At 71.6% G+C, this 21,395-nt stretch carries 19 protein-coding genes; 6 read left to right on the top strand and 13 right to left on the bottom strand.

Annotated features, from left to right (window positions below):
- The first annotated feature begins 24 nt into the window (after nt 1-24).
- On the top strand, nt 25-1,902 hold the full coding sequence (locus HHX40_RS05020; RefSeq protein WP_182879619.1) for an acyl-CoA dehydrogenase family protein: 1,878 nt from the start codon (nt 25-27) through the stop codon (nt 1,900-1,902).
- Between the two features lie 106 nt (nt 1,903-2,008).
- On the opposite strand, the gene HHX40_RS05015 is transcribed toward HHX40_RS05020, so the two are convergent.
- The 6 genes from HHX40_RS05015 to HHX40_RS04990 all read right to left on the bottom strand — a co-directional run bounded on the left by HHX40_RS05015 (nt 2,009) and on the right by HHX40_RS04990 (nt 8,353).
- Nucleotides 2,009-2,170, bottom strand: coding sequence for a hypothetical protein (locus HHX40_RS05015; protein WP_167521443.1), 162 nt, complete (start codon nt 2,168-2,170; stop codon nt 2,009-2,011).
- Nucleotides 2,171-2,771: 601 nt separating this feature from the next.
- Nucleotides 2,772-3,917, bottom strand: a complete 1,146-nt coding sequence (locus HHX40_RS05010; RefSeq protein ID WP_182879618.1) for an acetyl-CoA C-acetyltransferase — start codon at nt 3,915-3,917, stop codon at nt 2,772-2,774.
- Nucleotides 3,918-4,036: 119 nt separating this feature from the next.
- A complete protein-coding gene (locus HHX40_RS05005; RefSeq protein WP_182879617.1) occupies nt 4,037-5,104 on the bottom strand; it encodes a hypothetical protein in 1,068 nt (355 codons plus the stop codon).
- An 81-nt stretch (nt 5,105-5,185) separates the two neighbouring features.
- Nucleotides 5,186-6,100, bottom strand: a complete 915-nt coding sequence (locus HHX40_RS05000) for a class F sortase (protein WP_111699937.1) — start codon at nt 6,098-6,100, stop codon at nt 5,186-5,188.
- A 9-nt stretch (nt 6,101-6,109) separates the two neighbouring features.
- Complete coding sequence (locus HHX40_RS04995; RefSeq protein WP_182879616.1) at nt 6,110-7,018, bottom strand: hypothetical protein; 909 nt, start codon at nt 7,016-7,018, stop codon at nt 6,110-6,112.
- A 156-nt stretch (nt 7,019-7,174) separates the two neighbouring features.
- A complete protein-coding gene (locus HHX40_RS04990) occupies nt 7,175-8,353 on the bottom strand; it encodes a hypothetical protein (protein WP_182879615.1) in 1,179 nt (392 codons plus the stop codon).
- Nucleotides 8,354-8,504: 151 nt separating this feature from the next.
- Here HHX40_RS04990 and HHX40_RS04985 point away from each other — a divergent pair, with 151 nt between their 5' ends.
- Nucleotides 8,505-9,323: a hypothetical protein gene (locus HHX40_RS04985; RefSeq protein WP_182879614.1), complete on the top strand. Its 819-nt coding sequence runs from the start codon at nt 8,505-8,507 to the stop codon at nt 9,321-9,323.
- A 56-nt stretch (nt 9,324-9,379) separates the two neighbouring features.
- Here the strand turns inward: HHX40_RS04985 and HHX40_RS04980 are convergent, their stop codons facing one another.
- Both HHX40_RS04980 and HHX40_RS04975 read right to left on the bottom strand, forming a co-directional pair.
- Nucleotides 9,380-10,387, bottom strand: coding sequence for a class F sortase (locus HHX40_RS04980; protein ID WP_182879613.1), 1,008 nt, complete (start codon nt 10,385-10,387; stop codon nt 9,380-9,382).
- Between the two features lie 11 nt (nt 10,388-10,398).
- The gene (locus HHX40_RS04975; protein ID WP_182879612.1) at nt 10,399-11,793 is read right to left on the bottom strand and encodes a hypothetical protein; all 1,395 of its coding nucleotides are present in this window, start codon (nt 11,791-11,793) and stop codon (nt 10,399-10,401) included.
- A 238-nt stretch (nt 11,794-12,031) separates the two neighbouring features.
- On the opposite strand from HHX40_RS04975, the gene HHX40_RS04970 reads away from it, so the two are divergent.
- Complete coding sequence (locus tag HHX40_RS04970) at nt 12,032-13,177, top strand: acyl-CoA dehydrogenase family protein (RefSeq protein ID WP_138460622.1); 1,146 nt, start codon at nt 12,032-12,034, stop codon at nt 13,175-13,177.
- Here HHX40_RS04970 and HHX40_RS04965 read toward each other — a convergent pair.
- Nucleotides 13,174-14,700 carry an FAD-dependent oxidoreductase gene (locus HHX40_RS04965; protein ID WP_182879611.1) on the bottom strand — a complete coding sequence of 509 codons (1,527 nt, stop codon included), beginning with the start codon at nt 14,698-14,700 and terminating at the stop codon, nt 13,174-13,176. The two genes, HHX40_RS04970 and HHX40_RS04965, sit on opposite strands and share 4 nt — an antisense overlap.
- A gap of 73 nt (nt 14,701-14,773) precedes the next feature.
- On the opposite strand from HHX40_RS04965, the gene HHX40_RS04960 reads away from it, so the two are divergent.
- A complete protein-coding gene (locus HHX40_RS04960; protein WP_182879610.1) occupies nt 14,774-15,511 on the top strand; it encodes a TetR/AcrR family transcriptional regulator C-terminal domain-containing protein in 738 nt (245 codons plus the stop codon).
- Here HHX40_RS04960 and HHX40_RS04955 read toward each other — a convergent pair.
- The 3 genes from HHX40_RS04955 to HHX40_RS04945 all read right to left on the bottom strand — a co-directional run bounded on the left by HHX40_RS04955 (nt 15,477) and on the right by HHX40_RS04945 (nt 18,760).
- Entirely contained in the window at nt 15,477-15,638 is a 162-nt protein-coding gene (locus HHX40_RS04955; protein WP_165900601.1) for a hypothetical protein, read from the bottom strand. The two genes, HHX40_RS04960 and HHX40_RS04955, sit on opposite strands and share 35 nt — an antisense overlap.
- Before the next feature lie 75 nt (nt 15,639-15,713).
- On the bottom strand, nt 15,714-17,936 hold the full coding sequence (locus HHX40_RS04950) for a SpoIIE family protein phosphatase (protein WP_182879609.1): 2,223 nt from the start codon (nt 17,934-17,936) through the stop codon (nt 15,714-15,716).
- A gap of 119 nt (nt 17,937-18,055) precedes the next feature.
- The gene (locus tag HHX40_RS04945) at nt 18,056-18,760 is read right to left on the bottom strand and encodes a metal-dependent transcriptional regulator (RefSeq protein WP_111699946.1); all 705 of its coding nucleotides are present in this window, start codon (nt 18,758-18,760) and stop codon (nt 18,056-18,058) included.
- 75 nt (nt 18,761-18,835) lie between these two features.
- On the opposite strand from HHX40_RS04945, the gene HHX40_RS04940 reads away from it, so the two are divergent.
- Nucleotides 18,836-19,477, top strand: coding sequence for a UdgX family uracil-DNA binding protein (locus HHX40_RS04940; RefSeq protein ID WP_182879608.1), 642 nt, complete (start codon nt 18,836-18,838; stop codon nt 19,475-19,477).
- Here HHX40_RS04940 and pdxH read toward each other — a convergent pair.
- Entirely contained in the window at nt 19,455-20,099 is a 645-nt protein-coding gene (gene pdxH, locus HHX40_RS04935; protein WP_111699948.1) for a pyridoxamine 5'-phosphate oxidase, read from the bottom strand. The two genes, HHX40_RS04940 and pdxH, sit on opposite strands and share 23 nt — an antisense overlap.
- 170 nt (nt 20,100-20,269) lie before the next feature.
- Between pdxH and HHX40_RS04930 the strand changes: the two genes are divergently transcribed.
- Nucleotides 20,270-21,376, top strand: a complete 1,107-nt coding sequence (locus tag HHX40_RS04930; RefSeq protein WP_111699949.1) for a citrate synthase 2 — start codon at nt 20,270-20,272, stop codon at nt 21,374-21,376.
- The last annotated feature ends 19 nt before the right edge of the window (nt 21,377-21,395 follow it).

The following is a 21,395-nucleotide window of genomic DNA, read 5'->3' as shown; positions in this document are numbered from 1 at the left end:
GCTTCACCGCCGAGGAGGTCGACCATGACGACCGATTACGCCAGGGCCAGGGAGGTGGCCGAGCAGGCGCGCGAGACGGAGTGGACCCGCCCGAGCTTCGGCAGGCAGCTCTTTCTCGGGGACTTCCGGCTGGACCTGGTGCACCCCGCTCCCCGCCTGAGCGAGGAGGAGATCAAGAAGGGAGACCACTTCCTGCGCGTCCTGCGGACGTTCCTGCAGGAGAAGGTCGATCCCGCGCTCATCGAGCGCACCGCCGTGATCCCGGACGAGGTGATCAAGGGCCTGGCGGCCATCGGCGCGTTCGGGATGACCATCGAGGAGGAGTACGGCGGGCTGGGGCTGAGCCACCTGTACTACTGCCGGGCGCTGGCCCTCGTGACCTCGTGCTCCCCCGCGCTGAGCGCGCTGCTCTCGGCCCACCAGTCCATCGGGGTGCCGCAGCCGCTGCGGCTGTTCGGCACCGAGGAGCAGAAGCGGCGCTTCCTGCCGAGATGCGCGCGCGGGGAGATCTCGGCGTTCCTGCTGACCGAGCCGGACGTCGGCTCCGACCCCGCCCGTCTGTCGACGACCGCCATACGGGACGGCGACGACTATGTGATCAACGGCGTCAAACTGTGGACGACCAACGGCGTCGTGGCCGGCCTGCTGGTCGTGATGGCGCGCACCGGCACCAAGATCTCCGCCTTCGTGGTCGAGGCCGACTCCCCCGGCATCACCGTCGAGCACCGCAACGCGTTCATGGGGCTGCGCGGCATCGAGAACGGCGTGACCCGCCTCCACCAGGTGCGCGTGCCCGCCGAGAACCTGATCGGCCGCGAGGGCCAGGGCCTGAAGATCGCCCTGACCACGCTGAACACCGGACGCCTCTCCCTGCCCGCCACCTGCGTCGGCGCGGCGAAGTGGGCCACCAAGATCGCCCGGGAGTGGGGCCGGGCGCGGGTCCAGTGGGGACGCCCCGTCGGCGAGCACGAGGCCGTCGCCCGGAAGGTCGCCTTCATCTCCGCCACCGCGTACGCGATGGAGTCGGTGGTCGACCTGGTCGGCCGGCTGGCCGACGACGAGCGCAACGACATCCGCATCGAGGCGGCGCTGGCCAAGCTCTACGGCTCGGAGATGGGCTGGCGGGTGATGGACGACCTGGTGCAGATGCGGGGCGGCCGCGGCTACGAGACCGCCGAGTCGCTGCACGCCCGCGGCGAGCGCGGCGTGCCGGTCGAGCAGATGCTGCGCGATCTGCGGATCAACCGCATCTTCGAGGGCTCGACCGAGATCATGCATCTGCTCATCGCCCGGGAGGCGGTGGACGCCCACCTGTCGGTCGCGGGCGAACTCATCGATCCGAAGTCCGACCTGCGGGCCAAGGGCCGGGCGGCCACCCGGGCCGGCGCCTTCTACGCCAAGTGGCTGCCGGGCCTGGTCACCGGCCCGGGCCAGATGCCCACGTCGTACGCGGAGTTCGGCCCGCTGGCCCGGCACCTGCGGTACGTGGAGCGGACCAGCCGCAAGCTGGCGAGGTCGACGTTCTACGGGATGTCCCGGTGGCAGGGACGGCTGGAGCACCGGCAGGGGTTCCTGGCGCGGATCGTGGACATCGGCGCGGAACTGCTCGCGATCACCGCGGTCTGCGTGCGCGCGCAGGAGGACTCAGCCGAGTTCGGGCTCAAGCCGTACGAACTGGCCGACACCTTCTGCCATCAGGCCCGGACGCGGGCCGAGGCGCTGTTCGACCGGCTGTGGGAGAACACCGACGCCGAGGACGTACGGCTGGCCCGGCGGGTGCTCGACGGCCGGTACACGTTCATGGAGGAGGGGATCGTGGACCCGTCGCTGGAAGGGCCGTGGATCGCCTCGCAGCGCATCGGACCGGCCACGTTCGACGACGTGCACCGCCGCATCGGCTGAGCCGTTCGGCCCGTCGGAACGACTTTGCCCGGGAACGGGACGGGCCCCGCCCCGCGACACTGCGGGACGGGGCCGGGCCCGTGGAGCGGGGATGAGCCGGATGGGCTCACACGTTGTAGCACCACATCCAGCCGTAGCCCGAGACGTAGCAGCGGTACCAGCCGTCACCGGGCTGCATCGCGTGCGCCGGGGCAGACAGGACGCCGAAGGTGGTGACGGCCACGGCCGTGGTGGCGAGGACGGCGGCGGCGCGCTTGATGGACTTCACTGGAATCACTCCTGGTGGGACTGTGTCTCTCTGACGGATATGAGTAGACACGACCGGACTTGGGATGATCTGGGAGTCGACTTGGACTCCGCTTGTACGCCGGCGGCCCGCACTTGGTGACGATTAGACGCGCGAAAAATCCTTTGTGCCCGGTTGCGCCGCATTGTTAGGGTCACCGGCATGTGGATTCTCTACGGCGACCGCTGATCAGCCCACGCTGATCCGCTCAGCTTTCCGGCCCTGTCCATCCGACGCGGCGGCTGAGTGACGGCACCTCGGTGCCGCGTCTCGACGTACCAGGAGATCCCTTATGCGTACTCGCGTGTCCGGCAGAAGCGGCGACGGCGGCAAGCAGAACCCGCGCACTCCGCAGCCCAGGCGTTCCTTCCCGCCCCCGCCGCGCCAGATCCCGGCGCCGCCCATGAGGCCCGTACGGCAGCCTCGGCGGCTCCCGAAGGCCAAGTAGGCCGTCCACACATCGAAGGGCACTCCGGCCGGCCCGGAGTGCCCTTCGTCTTCTCGCCGCCCGGCGGTCGCCTCGGACCGAGACGAGCACCGATGGATCAACGGTGAGCTCCACCGGCGTGCCGGGCCCGTTGGGTCAGAGTCGCTCGATGATGGTGACGTTGGCCTGGCCGCCGCCCTCGCACATCGTCTGCAGGCCGTACCGGCCGCCGGTGCGCTCCAGTTCGTGCAGGAGCTTGGTCATGAGGATCGCGCCGGTGCCGCCGAGCGGGTGTCCCAGGGCGATCGCGCCGCCGTTGGGGTTGGTCCTGGCCGGGTCGGCGTCGATCTCCTTGAGCCAGGCCAGCGGCACCGGGGCGAAGGCCTCGTTGATCTCGATGACGTCCATGTCCCCGATCGACAGCCCGGCCCTGTCCAGCGCCTTGCGGGTGGCCGGGATCGGGGCCGTCAGCATGTAGACGGGGTCGTCCCCGGCCAGCGCCAGGGTGACGATCCGGGCGCGCGGGACGAGTCCGTGCTCGCGCACCGCCCGATCGGACGCGATGAGCAGCGCGCCGGAGCCGTCGGAGATCTGCGAGGAGGTGGCCGCGGTGATCCGGCCGCCCTCACGCAGCGTCTTGAGCCCGGCCATCTTCTCCAGCGTCGTGTCGGGCCGCGGCCCCTCGTCGTCGGCCACGTCGCCGACCGGGGCGATCTGCTCCCTGAAGTGGCCGCCCGCGATCGCCTTGGCCGCCCGCTGGTGGCTCTCGTAGGCGTAGACCTCCAGGTCCTCCCGGGTAAGGCCCCACTTCTCGCACATCAGCTCGGCCCCGCGGAACTGGGAGATCTCCTGCGTGCCGTACCGCTCGACCCACTTGTCGCCGAACGGGAACGGCATGCCCTTCTCCAGGGCGGCCGTGATGCTCGACCCCATCGGGACGATCGACATCGACTCCACGCCGGCCGCCACGACCAGGTCCTGGGTGCCCGACAGCACGCCCTGCGCGGCGAAGTGGACGGCCTGCTGCGACGATCCGCACTGCCGGTCGATCGTGACGCCGGCCACCGTCTCCGGCAGTCCCGCGCTCAGCCAGGCGTTGCGCGCGATGTCCATGGACTGCGGGCCGAACTGCATCACGCAGCCCATGATCACGTCGTCGACGGCGGCGGGGTCGACCCCGGTGCGTTCGACCAGCGCGGAGAGCGTGTGCGCGGCGAGGTCGACCGGATGGACCGTGGAGAGCCCGCCCTTCTTCCTGCCGACCGGAGTGCGGACCGCCCCGACGATGTACGCCTCTGCCACAGTGCCTCCCGAGCAAAACCGAGCAATGTTCGGTTAGTGAGAGGTTACACCAGAGCTTTCGTCGGGGCAGGCGCGGTACAGGCAGGATTCAGGTGAGCAGGGGTTCAGGTGGGCAGGGTTCAGGCGAGCGGGGTTCCGGCATATCCCCCGGGCAGCACGTCGGCGGGCTCGGCGAGCTGGAAGCCCCGGCTGTCGGCGGCGATCCCCTGCAGCCGCTGCGCGATCTCCAGTGCCACCGCCGCCCGCCCGACGAGCGCGTCCCGCGCGACGGCGACCGCGTCGTCGCCGGGCCCGGCACCGCCTTCCGCCACGCCGCCTTCCACCACCCCGGTTTCCACAGCACCGGTCTCCGCGGCGTCGCTCTCCAGGGCGTCCGGATCATCCACGTCCTCGGGACGCGCGGTCTCCTCGCCCGGCGCGACGGGAACCTCGCCGCCGGAGGCGACGGCGGCCGTGTCGTCGGCGTCCTCGGCGTCCTCGGTGTCCTCCGTGCCTCCGGTCGCCTCGGCGGCGGGCCGCGTCTCCTCCGTACGGCCGGCCGGCGAGACTCTCGCGACGGCGATCTCGGTGAGGTACGGCCAGCGGGCCTGGGCGACGGGCGGGACGCGGTGACCCTCCTCGATCGTGATCACCAGGTCGTCGTCCGCGTACACGTCGGCCACCCTGCCCCGGCGCACGGGGACGTGGACGACGCCGTCGACGAGTTCGCCCTCCGGCCACCTGGCACCGTCCACGGCGTCCGCGTGGAGCAGCCCCGCCAGGACCGGCAGGACCTCCTCGGGTTCCGGTACGGCCGGCAGGTAGACCACCGGATCGCCGCCGTCTTCCTCGGCGGGGTCGACCGGCTCGCCCTGGCAGACCGACCAGCCGCCCAGCCGGTACGCGATGCCCTCGGCCAGGCTCTTGTCGAAGAAGTCCACCGGCAGCGGGCCGTCGGCGGCGATCCGGCACGCCCAGAGCGGCTCCTCGCCGGGGACGCCGAGCTTGGCCAGGAGGTCCGGGCCGAGCTCGATCGGTGGCTGGACGCGCGAGCCGCCCGCGAGGACGTCGTCCCCGTCCGGCCTCGCCTCGGGATCGGCGAGCTGCGCTATCGCCAGCAGTGTCTTCGGGTCCGGCCGGGCGGGCAGCAGTGCCGTGGGGCCTGTGCGCAGCCGGCCGGGGAGCAGGAGATTGGACAACCAGCCCACAAGGCCCTCCTCATGATCGGTCGAAGAGACGATAGCCCTCCTGGGGCGTTCTCCACGACCCTTTCCGGCGGGCCGCCCGGTTCAGGACTTCGACTTCGCCAGGCGGGTGCCGGTCATCAGGGCGTAGACGATGACGTTGTCGGTGTAGTGACCGGTCGTGCGGTTGTACGAGCCGCCGCAGGTGATCAGCCTGAGCTCGGCGTCCGCGGCCTGGCCGTACACCCGGTTCGTCGGGAACGTCTGCTTGTCGGCCTGCTCGATGCCGCCCACGGTGAAGACAGCGATCGTCCCGTCCATGCGGAGGACCTCGATCGTGTCGCCGTACGCGAGCTCGTGCAGGCGGCTGAACACGGCGCTGCGCGAGACGGTGTCCTTGTGGCCGAGCATGACGGCCGGACCGGCCTCTCCCACGGTCGGGCCGCCCCGGTACCAGCCGACGAGGTTGTGGTTGTTGATCGGAGGGGTCTGGATCGCGCCGGCGCGGTCCAGTCCGACCGAGCTGATCGGCGCGTTCACGCCGATCTTCCGGATGACCAGGCGCTTGGGCGTGGACGGCTGCAGGGCCGGGGCGGCCGGGAGCTTCGGCAACGGCGCCGGGGCGCCCGCGACCGCCTGCGTCAGCGGCTGCCCCACGCCGCCCGGACCCACCGACGGAGCCAGGCCGTTCTGCGGAACCACCATCTTCAGCGACGTACGGCTCGACGGGGCGTACTCGTCCGGGTGGTTCACCATGATCACCACACCCACGAGCACGGTGACCAGCCCCACGATGGCCGCAGTGATCAGCACACGGCGGGCCGTCTGCGCGGCGCCGCCCGTGGGCGGCTCCTGCCGCGGCTGCGGCTGCTGCTGTACGGGCTGCATCTGGGGGGGCAGCACGACCGGCTGGAAGACGGGCTGGCCGTAGGCCGGCTGGGGGTACCCCTGACCGCCCGGCCCGGGAGGCATGCCGTACGGCTGGCCCGGCGGGTACTGTCCAGGTGGCGGGGTCGTCATGGCACCGTCCTACTGCCGCGCCGGCCTGCGCCGGGTCCGGAGCACGAGCCCGCCGCCCGCCGCCGCCAGCATCAGCGCGGTGCCGGTGAGCACGAACAGGCGCGCGTCGGGGCCGGCGTCTCCTCCGCCGCCGGTGGCGGCGCCGCCCGCGGGCGTGTGGGGAACCTGCTCCTGCCTGGTCGTCGCCTTGTCGGTCGCGGTGTTCGCGGTGACCGTCTCGTACACGGTGCGGGTACCGCGCGGCGTGGGCGTCGCGCTCGGCGTGGCGGAGGGGCTGGGAGTGGGGGTCGCGCTGGAGGAGGCCGTCACCGCGATCGTCGCCGACGCGGGCGTCGTGTTGGTGCCCGAAGACGCGATCGCACACCTGTAGAGCAGGGTGGGCGTCGTCGTGACGGTGCCCGTCGCGGCGGGCGCGAGCATGTTGATCGTGAAGTCCTTCGCCGTGAGGGCGACGGACGTGGCCCCGGTGGACGGGGTGACGGTCAGCGTCGCCACCGGCAGCGGGGGCATCGTCCCCTGGGCCGCCACGTTCGCGGTCACCGAGTTGGTCGGCGATGGCGTGGAGACGCCCGCGGTCGCCGTGGCGGGCAGCACCGTGGCCGCCACGCTGGGCTGCAGCTGGATCGACGCACCGCTCTCGATCGCCACCGGCGCCGGGAACGGCGACTGCGCGACCGCCGCGATGCTCAGGGTCGCCGTGTACTGGGTGCCGGTCGCCGCCGTGTTCGCCGTGAGCGACACGGTGAAGTCATGGTTGACGGGCGTGGCCCCGGTGGCCGACGGGGTGCAGGTGTAGCTGACGGTCTTCACGTCGGCCTGCGCGCCGAGCGCGGTCAGGCCGAGGAGGACGCCCGCGCTGACTACTCCGGCCGCGGCGGCCCTCCCGGCGACACGGCCCCGCGCCTTGGACTTCAGCACTGACTTCTCTCCCCTACTTGTGCTCAGAATGAACAGGCGTACCAGCATTCCAGAGTACGGTCACGACAGGGTAGAGATTTTACGGACAAAAGCCCCATCCTCGCCGCCGATTCCCCAAACCTGGTCATGTTTTCGTCATATCCGCGTCACTCCACGCTACCGCCCGCCGTACGGACGCGCGCCCGGGCCGAGCCGGCGGAGCAGCAGGCCTCCGGCCGCGGAGGCGGCCATCAGCAGCAGGCCGGTCAGCACGACGACCCGGGCGTCCGGGCCCGCGTCGCCGCCCGCGCCCGTCTGCGCGCCGCCGACCGGGGTCGTCCTGACCTGCGCGGTCACCGTGTGGGAGACGGTCGTGGTGGCCCTGGCCGTGGCGGTGTGCGTGACCGTCGCCGTCGCGGTCGCCGTCGTCGTGGTGGTCTCGGCCGGGCTGGGCGTCGTGGTCGTGTCGTCGTCATCGGTGTCCGACGGGCTCGGCGACGCGGACGAAGAGGCGGAGGGCGACGCCGAGGCGGCGACGGTGAGCGCGAGCGAGGCCCCGGCCGCGGAGGCCGGCAGGGTGCACGTGTAGAGCGCCGCTCCCGTGCCGGTCCCGGACGGCAGCAGCCGCAGCGTGAAGTCGCCGGCCTCCACGCCGACGACCCCGGTGGCCGTCGGGGTCAGGGTGACGACCAGATCGGGGATCGGCGACAGGGTGGCCTGCGCCGCCACGGGCGTCTCGGCGGTCACTCTGGCCGAAGGGCTCAGCGTGCGGCCGCCTTCCGCGGCGAGGGACCCCGTCGCCGGATCCGACTCGTCCGGGGACGGCGTCGTGTCGGTGCCTCCCTGCGGATCCGTGTCACCGGCGGGCGGGCTCGGGCTCGGAGTCGCGCTGGGACTGACGCTGGGGCTCGCACTGGCACTGGCACTGGGACTCGCGCTGGCACTGGCACTGGCACTGGGACTCGCACTCGCGCTGGGGGACGGCGAGGGAGACCCGCTCACCACGGGGGTGCCGGTCACCTTCATCACGCCCTCCGCGGCCACGGCGTCGCCGGACGCGACGGCCGTCGGCGCGAGCATCGGCGTCTGCCCCTCGGCGGTCGTGGCGGGGGCCATCCGCCAGGTGACCGGGACGTTGCCGCCCACCGTCGGACTGTCGGGCCCGAGCAGGGTCACGCTCACCGGGTAGGTCCCCTGGCCGCCGCCCATCGCGGTGCAGGAGTAGAGGACGGTCTTGGTCTCGCTCGCCGCGAGCACCGGCCACGTCATCAGCGCGAACGCCGCCGTCGCTCCCGCCGCCACCCGCGCCGCGATTCGTCGCCGGCCACTCCGCTGCCGGACGCTCGGGTCGGCCACGCCGTCTCTCCCGCCACCTCAGTCGCGTACAGGTTGGCCATCAGTCTTCCAGGAGTTGACCACCGCCATAACCACATGCAGCGGGAAGTCAGGAAATTCTCAGGGAACCCTCACGGACTTCCGGCGGTAAGCAGGGCGGAGGTTGACTGAGATGAGACGACTGATCATGGTACTCGCCGCGCTGGCGGCGGTCCTGGTGGCGGCGCCGCCCGCACACGCCCGCGCGGGGTTCTGGGCCGTCACCGAACTCGATCCGCTGCCCGCGACGCTGCGGCCCGGTGTGTCCTACACGGTCGGCTACTGGGTGCTGCAGCACGGCACGCATCCGTACGACGACTACGGCGCGCTCGGGCCGACCGGCCTGCTGCTGACGGGAGAGGACGGCACGACCCTGAGCTTCGGCGGGACGCCGTTGCCGGATCCCGCCCACTACGCGACGACGATCACGGTGCCGGCCGGGCGGTGGCGGGTGCAGGGCGTGCAGGGCAAGTTCGCGCCCTACGAGGTGGGGACGCTCACCGTGCCGGGGACGCTGAAGCCGGCCCCGCCGCAGTACGCGATGCAGGCCGGTTCGGAGATCACGGACTACTGGGGCCGGGTGAAACCGCCGGGGTTCCCCTGGAAGGCGGCGACCGTGATCCCCGCCCGTGCGCCGTTCGCCACCCCGTCGGGTTCCTCGCCCGAGCAGCAGGCCGGGCAGGCGACCGCGCAGGCCGCCGGGCAGGCAGGACTCGCGCCGCCGTCCTCACAACCCGCGGCGATGCGGGCGAGCGGAGCCGCGGCCGCGGACGGCGGCTCCCCGCCCTGGCGGCAGCCGTACGCGCTGGTCGTGGTGGCCCTCGCGGCGGTGGCCGGAACACTGCTGGTCCAGCGCGCCGCCCGGGCCGCGCGTGCGGCCGGACGCCGCGAGCCGTTCGACCCGCCCGAGCGCGAGGCGCGGGAGGGCGAGGAGGTGATCGGGCTGGGCTGACCACCCGCCGGAGTGAGGGGCGCGACGGCGCCCCTCACGGGCGAGCGGACTCGGGCTTACTTGCCCTTGCCCTTGGTCGCCGTCAGCGTGGCGTAGACGACGATGTTGTCGGTGTAGCTGTGCTGCTTGGCGTTGAAGACGCCGCCGCAGGTGATCAGCCGCAGCGAGGACGTGATCGTGTTGCCGTAGACCCGCTTGGTCGGGAACGCCGACTTGCTGACCTGCTCGATCCCGTCCACCGTGAAGATCGCCGTCTTGCCGTCCGCACGCAGTACGGCGATCTTGTTGCCGCGCTTGAGCTCGCGCAGGCGGCTGAACACCGCCGCGCCCTTACGGGTGTTGACGTGCCCGAGGATGATCGCCGGCCCCTGGTCGCCGGGGGCGGGCCCGAAGCGGTACCACCCGGTGAGGCTCGGCCTGCTCAGCGGCGGCGCCTGGATGGCGCCGGACTTCTGCACTCCCACGGAGCCGACGGCGGCCTTCACGCCGATCGACGGAATGCTGATCTTCAGCGGCCTGCCGGTGACCTTCTTCGCCGTCGCCGTCTTCGCCGTGCTCGTCTTCGCCGTGTTCGAGGACGAGGACACCGGCGAGGAGGACGACGAGGCCGTGGTGGTGGTGAGGGTCAGCGGGCCGATCGGCTGGATGGCGGGCTGCGGCGGCGGCGCGGTCGCGTTCGCCGCCGTCAGCGGCACGCCCGGCCCGCCCGGGCCTACGGTCGGAGGCAGCAACGCCACGCTTCCGGCGTCCTGCACGTTCAACTGCACGCCCGGCGTCTGACCGGCGTCCTGGGAGCCGCCGGGCGAGAGCACGGCGAGCATGCCCGCCATCACGGCGGCGATGCCGCCGAACGACCCGGCCACGAGCAGCGTCGCGAGAACAGGCTGCGGAAGGCCCCTACGCTTCCCCGCCGCGTCCCCCTGGACGCTCTGCGGGCCCGTACCGCCCTGCGCGTCCGGCACGCTCTGGGAGCTCTGCGCGGCTTGGCCGCTCTGCGCTTTCTGCGCGGCTTGGCCGCTCTGTGGGTCCTGGGCGGGGGCGCCGCCCTCAGGAGTCGGGTTCATCGTCATCCTCCTCAGCCCCGCTCGCCCGCGTGCGCCGCCCTGCGCCGCAGCAGTGCCACGCCGCTGAGCACGCCGATCATCAGTAGCGCGCCGCCGGAGCCGAGCAGGAGCGGGCCCGATGCGGCCATCCGCTCCGGAGCCTCACCGGTCTGCGCGCCGCCCTGCGGAGTGACCGCCACCTGCGCCACCGTCGGCGTCGCGGTCAGCGTCACGGTACGCGTCGCCGTCGGCGACGGGGTGCCCTTCACGATCACGCTCGTCAGATAGCTCTGCGTCGCCGCCGCCGACGGAGAAGAACTCGGCGTCTTGCTCGGCGACACCGACGGAGACGGCGACGGGCTGTTGCCGTCAGGCGTGCCGCTCGGCGACGTCGACGGCGAGGTGTCCGGCGAAACGGACGGAGACGTGTCAGGCGACGTAGACGGACTGCCCGGCGTGTCACCGCCGCCGATGGTCACCTGCACGGCGACCGGAGCGCTGATGAGCGTGCACGTGGCGCGGTACTGCGGCGGCGGGCCGGGCAGCTCACCGGTGATGACGCGGAAGGCGTCCAGCAGCGTCCGCTTGTCCTCGACGTTCTTGATGGTGATCGTGTGCTGGCCGTAGTCGAGCCCCTTGAAGCTCCACAGGGTCTGGCCCCCGACGTTCGAGTCGTTCACCATCGTGTCGTCGTCGTTGCGGGAGGGGTTGACCCGCGGCGGCGTCCCCAACTGGTTGTCGACCCAGAACTCGACCGGTCCCGCGCGCCGGTCCCGCTGCGTGACGTACTCGATCCCGGTGCCGGTGAAGGTGAGCGACGCCCACGCGCCGGCCTTGGTGGTCCGGTGGAAGTCCAGGTGGTAGTCGTTGTCCCCGCTCGGCCGGTCGTCGACGTTGTTCCAGTCGCCGGGGCTGTAGGTGATCGAGGGGTCGTCGTCGTTGACCATGATCTCTGAGGCGGGCGGCCGGAAGTCCACATAGAGGTTGCCCGGCTTGACCGTCACCGTGCCGGCCCTCGTGGTGTACGCGAAGTCCGAGATCGTGGTCGGCAGGGTGAGGGGGGTGCCCTTCTTCATCGCCTCGGTCTGGTCGATGCTCCCCACCGGCTGCAGCTGTCCCTGCCAGCCGTCGCTGAGGTTGACCTCTCCGGTCACGTAGATCCTGCCGCCGTTGGGCAGCAGGGTGGGCGCCCCGAAACGCGTCGCGTCCCGGTACGCCAGGTTCCAGGCGACGTTGAGGGGATCCTTGACGTTCAGCGTCGTGGGAACAGTGAGCTTCGTCCGGAGATAGACCGTGCCCGATCCCGTCCCCGCGATGCCCTGGTTACAGGCGTAGTCGACGACGAGGTCGGCGGTACTGGCCGTGGCCGTCACCGCCGGTACGACGATCGCCGCCGTGCCGGCCAGGCCGAGGGCCAAGGCGGCCATGGTCCTAGGGAGACCCGCTCTCCACCGTTTCACCACATACTCCGATCAAAGGTCCGCGCCCTGGCGGGCCTACAGCAAACGCGAGCTAGATCTTAGAGGTACGGAAGTGGTCAAAGGGGTCGTTATGGCGATGTTGTCGGAGTTGTGACCCGCCGTACGAGAGAGAGCGGATCGACCGGGGCGCCACCAGAATCGTATTCTGGTGCCGCTGACCGATCCTGCCCCGGAGGCGTACCTGATGCGGCGAGACCTCTTCGACGAGGAGCACGACCTCTTCCGTGAGACCGTCCGTGAGTTCATGGCCCGTGAGGTCGTCCCCCACCACGCGCAGTGGGAGAAGGACGGCATCGTCCCCCGCGAGGTGTGGAAGAAGGCCGGTGAGCTGGGCATGTTCGGATTCTCCGTGCCGGAGGAGTACGGCGGCTCGGGCATCTCCGACTTCCGCTACAACACGGTGATCGTCGAGGAGATCATCCGTGTCGGCGCGACGGGCCTGGGCTTCGGCCTGCACAACGACATCATGGCGCCGTACCTGGTCGACCTCACGAACGACGAGCAGAAGCAGCGGTGGCTGCCGGGCTTCGCGTCCGGCGAGCTGATCACGGCGATCGGGATGACCGAGCCGGGGGCCGGCAGCGACCTGCAGGGCATCCGGACCACCGCCGTCCGCGAGGGCGACCACTACGTGGTGAACGGGCAGAAGACCTTCATCACCAACGGGATCAACTCCGATCTCGTCGTGGTCGTCGTCAAGACCGACCCCTCGGCGGGCGCCCGCGGCACGTCGCTGCTGATGGTGGAGCGCGGCATGGAGGGCTTCACCCGCGGCCGCAACCTGGAGAAGGTCGGCATGCACGCCCAGGACACGGCCGAGTTGTTCTTCCAGAACGTCCGGGTGCCGGTGGCCAACCTCCTCGGCGACGAGGAGGGCCAGGGGTTCTTCCAGCTGATGAACAACCTGCCGCAGGAGCGGTTGTCGATCGCGGTCGCGGCCGTGGCGGCGGCGGAGACCGTCCTGGAGGAGACGATCGAGTACTGCCGCAACCGCACCGCCTTCGGCCGGAACATCGGCAAGTTCCAGAACACCCGGTTCGTGCTGGCCGAACTGGCCACCGAGGTCGACATCGCCCGCCACTATCTGGACAAGTGCGTGCGCGCGCTCAACGCCGGGGAACTGACGGCGGTGGACGCGGCCAAGGCCAAGTGGTGGACGACCGAGCTGCAGAACAAGGTCGTCGACCGGTGCGTCCAGCTACACGGCGGCTACGGCTACATGCTGGAGTATCCGGTCGCCAAGGCCTGGCTGGACAGCCGGGTCCAGACGATCTACGGCGGCACCACCGAGATCATGAAGGAGATCATCGGCAGGTCGTTCGACTTCTAGCCGTCCCGCCCGCGGGCCAGCAGGCGGTCGAGCACGCCGCCGAGCCGTTCGGGGCCGCCCTCCGCCCGCCAGGCGACGTACCCGTCGGGGCGCACCAGCAGCGCGCCGCCCGGCGGGATCTCGGCCAGATCGACGGCGTGGGCGGTCAGGCCGAGCCTGGCCGCCTCGGCCGGCCACGCGGCGCCGCCCGCCTCGTCGCGGTCTTCGCCGGGCCGCCTGGTGAAGACGGTGAACCGCGACCGTACGAGGTCGAGAGTGGACACGCCCTCGGACACCCAGGCGTGCGGCATCCGCGAGCCGGGGGAACCGTCGAGGCAGGCGACCACGTCCTCGGCCGAGGGCAGTTCGGGCCGCGGGTCGATCACGGCCGCGGAGACGTACCGCTGGCCGAGGTGCACGACCGGGGCGTTGAGAGCGCCCGCCGCCGCCCGCGCCTCCGCCGCGGCGGGGCCGTGGCCCCAGTGCAGGGCGGGGTCGGACATCCGCACCAGCGCCTGCTCCATGGTGAGCGACGCCACCGGCCGGCGTTCGGCGTCGTAGGTGCCGAGCAGCGCGGGGCCGGCCTCGCCGCGGAGCACGAGGGCCAGCTTCCAGGCCAGGTTGTGCCCGTCGGCGACACCCGTGTTGAGGCCGAAGGCGCCGAGCGGCGGCACGGCGTGCGCGGCGTCTCCGGCCAGGAACACCCGCCCCTGGGCGAACCGCTCCGCGACCTGGGCCCGCACCCGCCAGACCAGCGTGCTGAGGATCTCCACGTCCAGATCCGGCACGCCGGTCGCGGCGCGGATCAGCGCGGGGGCCGGTTCCCGGTCGAGTCCGGTGAGGAACACCCACTCCTTCTCGCCGTCGATCGTGATGAGCATGCCCGGCGCGGCCGGATCGGTGATCTCACAGGCGACGAAGTGGCGTCCGCGGACCAGTTCCCGCAGGTCGGCGCGGAACAAGATGTTCTGCCCCGGTTCCGTGAGCGCGCCCGGACCGGTCAGGCCGATGCCCAGCGCGGCCCGGACCTCACTGCGGACGCCGTCGGCCGCCACCAGGTAGCGGGCCCGCACCCGCTCTCCCGTGGACAGCACGGCCGTGACGCCCTCCTCGTCCTGGGTGAACGAGACCAGCCCGGTGCCGTACGACACGGTCGCGCCATTCTCGCGGGCGGCGGCGAGCAGTACGGGATCCAGCCGGTTCTGCGGGCAGGGGCCGCGTAACGCGGCGGGGCTGTAGGGCACCTGCCGGGGGACGGCGGGCGCGGGCGGGGCGGTCTCCGCCAGGTCGGCCAGGGTCCGCGCCCGCGCCTTGCCCAGGGCTCCCGCCGACCAGTCGAGGGCGACCGCGTCCACCGCGCCGGCCAGGCCGGTCTCCCGGAGCATCTCCACCGTCCGGACGCCGATTCCCGTGGCCCGTGGGTGCGACCGCGGACCCTCGTCGCGCTCCACCAGCAGCGTCCTCACTCCGTGGTGACTCAGGAAGACCGCCGTGGCCAGTCCCACCGAGCCGCCTCCCACGACCAGCACCTCTGTCGTACGCATAGGCCCTCCTCCAGTTTCGGGCACGGCGTTCCCGTAATGGGAACACCGTACCCGCACCGGTACGATGGGCGCCATGGGTGCGGAGAGCTCACTTCCAGGCCGGGTGTGGGGCCGGGAACGGCCCACGCCGCGGCGGCAGGCGCCGACGGTCGGGCGCATCGTGGAGGCGTCGATCGCGCTGGCCGACGCCGAGGGGCTCGACGCGCTCTCCATGCGGCGCGTCGCCGCCGATCTCGGCTCGGGCACGACCTCGCTCTACCGGTACGTGGCCGGGCGGGACGAGCTCCTGGAGCTGATGGTCGACGCGATCGCGGGCGAGACGGAGCCCGCTCCGCTGACCGGGGACTGGCGGGCCGACCTGGCGGCGATGGCGCGCGCGCATCGGGCGACGCTTCTGCGTCATCCCTGGCTCGGCGCGGTGATGGCGACCCGGCCCGCGCTCGGCCCGAACTCCCTGCGCGGCATGGAGCACGCGCTCGCCGCCGCCGGGCAGCTCACCTCCGACATCACGCTGGCGGCCGGCGTCGTCGCCCTCGTCGGCGACTACGTGGCGGGAGCCGTCTCCCGCGAAGCCGCCGAGCAGGAGGCGCAACGCCGGACCGGCCTGACGGAGGAGCAGTGGCGGGCCGGGGTCGGCCCGTACATCCGCGAGGTGATCGAGAGCGGCGCCTACCCGCAGTTCGCCCGGCGGGTCCTCGAGGCCCGGGACCAGACCTACGGCGAGCGGTTCGAGTTCGGGCTGGCCTGCCTGCTGGAGGGGGTCGCCGCGACGTGCGTCAGCGGTGCTGCTGGCCCCACAGGAGCAGCATGACCAGCACGAAGACGATCATCACCCCCGCGTAGGCCACCGTGCCCAGCCGGAAGAACCGGCGCACCTTGTTCAGCAGCCACGCGAACAGGAACGCCAGGAAGACCAGAAGGATGAGTCCGGGGTCCATGACGATCAGTATGCGCGTCTTTCCGCGCCGGCGCGCGCCGAGCGCGGAGGGCGACCGGCCGCCGATGCGGATCGGTCACCGGCCGCCGATGGGGATCTCGAACCAAACCGCCTTGCCTTCCCGGGTCGGACGGGAACCCCAGCGCCGCGCGAGCTGGTCCACGAGGTAGAGGCCGCGGCCGCCCTCGTCGTTCTCCCCCGCGCTGCGGATGCGCGGCAGGCGCAGGTCCTGGTCGAAGACCTCCACCCAGACGGACTCCCCGCCCCGGCGCAGCCGGAGGGTGAACTCCTTGTCGCCGGCCATCTCCTCCTCGAAGCCCGGCACGTCCCACGACTCGTCGAACGGCAGCGGCGGGCCGTCGAGCACCAGCTCGCGGCGTGGCACGCCCGCGCTCGCGGCGTGCAGGACCACGTTGGTCACGACCTCGGAGACCAGCAGGCAGGCCAGCTCCGCGCGTTCCTCGGGCACCTGCCACGCCTCGAACGCCTCGGACGCCATCCGCCGGGCCTCGCTCACCATGATCGGTTGCGCCGGGAACGTCCGCTCCTGCGACTGAAGTTCGGTGCCGGCCGCGCGGACGACGAGGATGGCCATGTCGTCGTCGATCTCGCCGGGGACCGCGCCGGTGGCGAGGTCGGCGATGCGCTCGACGGACTCCCCCGAGGACTTGGCCAGTTTCTCGCGGAGGACCGTCAGCGTCTCGTCGTCGTACGCACCCGCGGCCGCGTCGCGCGGCGGCCTGCGGTCGACCAGGCCGTCGGTGTAGAGCAGCAGGGTCGCCCCGGCCGGCAGGATTCGGGTCTCCTCCTTGTAGACCAGGTCGGCGTGCATGCCCTTGGCCCGCACCCCGAGCGGCTGGCCGACCTCGGTGATCTCCAGGTCCCTGACCTCGCCGTCCACGAGCAGCAGCGGCGGCGCGTGCCCGGCGTTGGCGAACCACAGCTGCCTCGACCAGGCGTCGTACACCATGTACTGGCAGGTGACGATCGGCGGGTTGGTGATGTCGGCGCCGAAGTCGTCGTGCTCCGGCGAGGCGACCACGCGGGTCCACTCGTCCAGCCGGGCGAGGATGTCGGCGGGCGGCTTGTCGTCCTGGGCGAAGGCCCGCAGCGCGGCCCTGAGCTGGCCCATGACCGCCGCGGCCTTGGCGCCCCGGCCCTCGACGTCGCCGATCACGATGCCGACCCGGCCCGCCGACAGCGGGATCACGTCGTACCAGTCGCCGCCCACCTGGGTCTGGATGCCCTGGCCGTGGGTGGCGAGCGGGGCGGCGGGGAAGTAGCGGTGGGCGATCTCCAGCCCGTCGAACGACGGCAGCACACGCGGAAGCAGGTGCTTCTGGAACGACTCGGCGGTGTGCCGTTCCTCCTCGAACAGCAGCGCGTTGTCGACGGCGAGCGCGACGCGGGTGGCGATGGCGCCGACGAAGTCGCGGTCGAAGGTGTCGTAGTGGGGCGAGTGCCGGTTCGTGAGGTTGGACAGGAGCAGGTACATCAGCCCGAGCGTCTCGCCGCGCACGCACAGGGGGGCGACGATGGCGGAGGTCACCCCGATCTCGGCGAACAGGCGGGCCTCGCCCTCGCTCGGCGCCGGATAGCTGACCTGGGAGAAGTCCTCGACCAGGATCGTCTCCTGGCGGCGCAGCGCGGTGTCGGCGTAGTGCCCGAGGGGGTAGGCGATCTCCGCGCCCACCGGCGGCCAGGAGCCCGGCGGCGGCGTCCAGCCGCTCACGTGGGTGGAGACCTTGCGGACCAGACGGTCGCCCTCGGCCAGTTCGATGAAGCAGTGGTCGGCGAACTGCGGGACGAGCGACTCCGCGACCCGGTTGAGCGTCTCCTCGACGTAGAGGGAGCCCGCCAGCCGTTCGCCGATCCGCTCCAGCAGGCCGAAGCGGTCCTTCTCGCGCTCGTTGCTGCGCATCGCCTCGCGCGCGGTGATCACGATGCCCGTGATCGAGCCGGAGGGATGCCGCAGCGGCACGGCCTGGGCGCGTACGTAGATCAGTGTGCCGTCGCCCCGGACCACGTCGAAGGTGCCCTCCCACACCCCGCCCCGCAGCACCTGCTTGGCGAGGTCGGCCGCGAGCGGGTGGTCGTGGTCGGAGATGCCGAGGGTACGCAGCGACTCCCGGCCCGGATTCGCGCCCACCCGGCCGAACAACCGCTCGGCGAAGGGGTTCCAGTAGAGGACGTTGCTGAACCGGTCGGTCACGACCACGGCCATCTCCGCGTGGTCCAGCACGGAGCCGGCGGTGAGGCGGTCGTCCGCGTCCTGTGACAAGTCTCCCCAGCGCCTCATGCCACGACCATCCCTTGACGAGGCGGGTTCGCTATGCCGGGCACGGGCGCTCCTGCGAAGGCTGGGTCGCGAGAAATGAAGGACTCCCTACGGGATTCAACCAGGCACAACTCTTTCCGTCATCGTCTGGTGACGAAAACGTGAGAGGCCACATCGCGCGGAAGGTCCGCGGTCGTGCTACCCACCTCACCATCACCTGTCACCCGTACACCGTTGTCGCTCGCCGCGAGCGTCACCTCGCGTCCGGGTTGTATCCCAACTTGCTTGAGTTTAAGCATCACAGCCGGGTCGCTTTGCACTTGTTCGCTGATTCGCCGCACGACGACGGGCACGGCGCTCGGACCCGCGAGGGTCACCATGGGAGACACCATCTCATCCCCGCCCGAACCGGGCTGCGGCACCCCCAGCTCGTCGAGACCGGGGATCGGATTGCCGTGGGGGCAGAACCGGGGGTTCTGCAGCAGGCCGACGAGCCGGGTCTCCACCGACTCCGACATCACGTGCTCCCACCGGCACGCCTCGATGTGGACCTCTTCCCAGGGCATGCCGATCACCTGGGTGAGCAGGCACTCAGCCAGGCGGTGCTTGCGCATCACGCGGATCGCGAGCGTACGGCCGAGATCGGTCATGCTGAGGTGTCTGTCCCCCTGCACCTTGACCAGGCCGTCGCGTTCCATCCGCGCCACCGTCTGGCTGACCGTCGGGCCGCTCTGCTGCAGGCGTTCGGCGATCCGGGCCCGGAGCGGCACGATGCCTTCTTCTTCGAGTTCGAAGATCGTGCGGAGATACATCTCCGTCGTGTCGATCAGGCCATGTGCGGTCAAGGCTCCTCCACTACTACAACGATGCTACGACCTCCCCCGCGTTCGCAGCCGACCCTATTGGGGAAGCGACCCAGGATGGGAAACATCGGAGCCCAGCGATTCCTTCCTGACGAGGTCAGTCTGCCCGCCCTCAGGGAGGCCGCGCGCCACTGCGAAGGCTGCGACCTCTACCGCGACGCCACCCAGACGGTTTTCGGCGAGGGCGTCCCGGACGCGCGGTTCATGCTGGTCGGCGAGCAGCCGGGCGACCAGGAGGACCACGAGGGCGCGCCGTTCGTCGGGCCCGCGGGCCGCGTGCTGGACCGGGCCCTGGAGGAGGCGGGCATCGACCGCGAGGCCGTGTACGTCACCAACGCGGTGAAGCACTTCAAGTTCACGCTACGCGGCAAACGCCGGATCCACCAGAAACCGACCGTCGGGGAGATCAACGCCTGCCGGCCGTGGCTGGAGGCCGAGATGCGCCTGGTGGACCCGGAGGTGACCGTGGTGCTGGGCGCCACCGCCGCCCGGGCCCTGCTGGGCCCGGACTTCCGGGTCACCCGCCACCGGGGCGAGCCGGTCCCGCGCCGGGAGGGCGCCTACTACGTCGCGACGATCCACCCCTCGGCGATCCTGCGCGCGCCCGACCGGGACGAGGCGTACGCGGGCTTCCTCGCCGACCTCACGGTCGCGGCCCGCACCGCCGCCTCCGGGGTCATGGGGCCAGGCGCTCCATGACCCAGGAGCCGCGCGCCAGCCGGTACCGGAGCCGGTCGTGCATGCGATCGGTCTGACCCTGCCAGAACTCGACCTCCGCGGGCGCCACCCGGAAGCCGCCCCAGAAGTCCGGCATCGGCGGGTCCTCGGGCCAGCGCTCGGCCAGCTCCCGGTAGCGGGCGTCGAGCCGTTCACGCGACTCCACCACGGCGGACTGGCGGGAGGCCCACGCGCCGATGCGCGACCCGTACGGCCGGGAGTGGAAGTAGGCCGCGCTGTCCTCGCGCGAGATCCGGGTGACCGGGCCCTCCACGCGGACCTGCCGCCGGATCGGATGCCAGGGGAACAACAGACAGGCCCGCGGGTTCTCGGCGAGGTCGCGGCCCTTGCGAGACTCGTAGTTGGTGAAGAAGACGAACCCGCGTTCGTCGAACCCCTTGAGGAGGACGGTGCGGGCGGAGGGACGGCCACCGGCGGAACTGGTGGCGACGACCATGGCATTCGGTTCGGGCAGGCCCGCGGCGACGGCGTCCGCGAACCACAGCGCGAACTGCGTCACCGGGTCGTCGGCCATGCCGGTTTCGAGCAGGGGCTCACCCTCGTAGCTGTGCCGGAGCCCGGGCAGGTGCGAAGCGCTGTCCACGGAAAGGTATTGTCGCGCGCCCGGCGCACTTCTCACCCGGTGGCCCCCAACAGGGGGAACGGCGTGGGGGAGGGGCGGCGACACGACAGCGTCACACTGCGGGTTAAATTGACCCGCCGGTATCTCGACATCAAGGCTCTGGACTTCACAAGAGAGGGAGGCGGCCGAGAATGTCCGACTTCAAACCCGGGCTCGAAGGCGTGGTGGCGTTCGAGACCGAGATCGCGGAACCGGACAAAGAAGGGGGCGCCCTGCGATACCGGGGCGTCGACATCGAAGAACTCGTGGGCAACGTCTCCTTCGGGAACGTCTGGGGCCTGCTCGTCGACGACAAGTTCCAGCCGGGTCTGCCCCCGGCGGAGCCGTACCCCGTTCCCGTCCATTCCGGCGACATCCGAGTAGACGTACAGAGCGCGCTGGCCATGCTGGCGCCCGCGTACGGCTTCCGCCCGCTGCTCGACATCGACGACGACCAGGCCCGCGACGATCTCGCACGCGCCTCGGTCACGGCCCTGTCGTTCGTCGCGCAGTCGGCCCGCGGCCTGGGGCTGCCGATGGTCCCGCAGAAGCGCGTGGACGAGGCCGAGAGCATCGTTGAACGTTTCATGGTCCGCTGGCGCGGTGAGCCCGATCCCAAGCACGTCAAGGCCATCGACGCGTACTGGACGTCCGCCGCGGAGCACGGCATGAACGCCTCGACGTTCACCGCCCGCGTGATCGCCTCCACCGGCGCCGACGTCGCCGCCGCCCTGTCGGGCGCGGTCGGCGCGATGTCCGGCCCGCTGCACGGCGGCGCCCCGGCGCGGGTGCTGCACATGATCGAGGGCGTCGAGCAGATGGGCGACGCCCGCAAGTACGTCCAGAGCGAGCTGGACAAGGGCAACCGCCTGATGGGCTTCGGCCACCGGGTCTACCGGGCCGAGGACCCGCGTGCCCGCGTCCTGCGCCGTACGGCGAAGGAACTGGGCGCGCCGCGCTACGAGGTCGCCGCCGCGCTGGAGACCGCCGCGCTGGAGGAGCTGCACGCCCGCAAGCCCGACCGGGTTCTCGCCACCAACGTGGAGTACTGGGCCGCGGTCGTCCTCGACTTCGCCGAGGTGCCGTCGCACATGTTCACCTCGATGTTCACCTGCGCCCGCACCGCCGGCTGGGCCGCCCACGTCCTGGAGCAGAAGCGCACGGGCAGGCTGGTCCGCCCCAGCGCGAACTACGTGGGCCCGAAGCAGCGCTCGATCAACGACGTGCCCGGCGCCGGCGAGGTCGTCGGCAGGGTCTGAGCCGCCCGAGGGGCTGCCG

This window comes from Microbispora sp. H10949 (genome assembly GCF_014161435.1).
In the GTDB taxonomy this organism is placed as follows: domain Bacteria; phylum Actinomycetota; class Actinomycetes; order Streptosporangiales; family Streptosporangiaceae; genus Microbispora; species Microbispora triticiradicis.
Note: the sequence above shows the minus strand (reverse complement) of the source record. Positions and strands in the feature narration are given on the sequence as shown.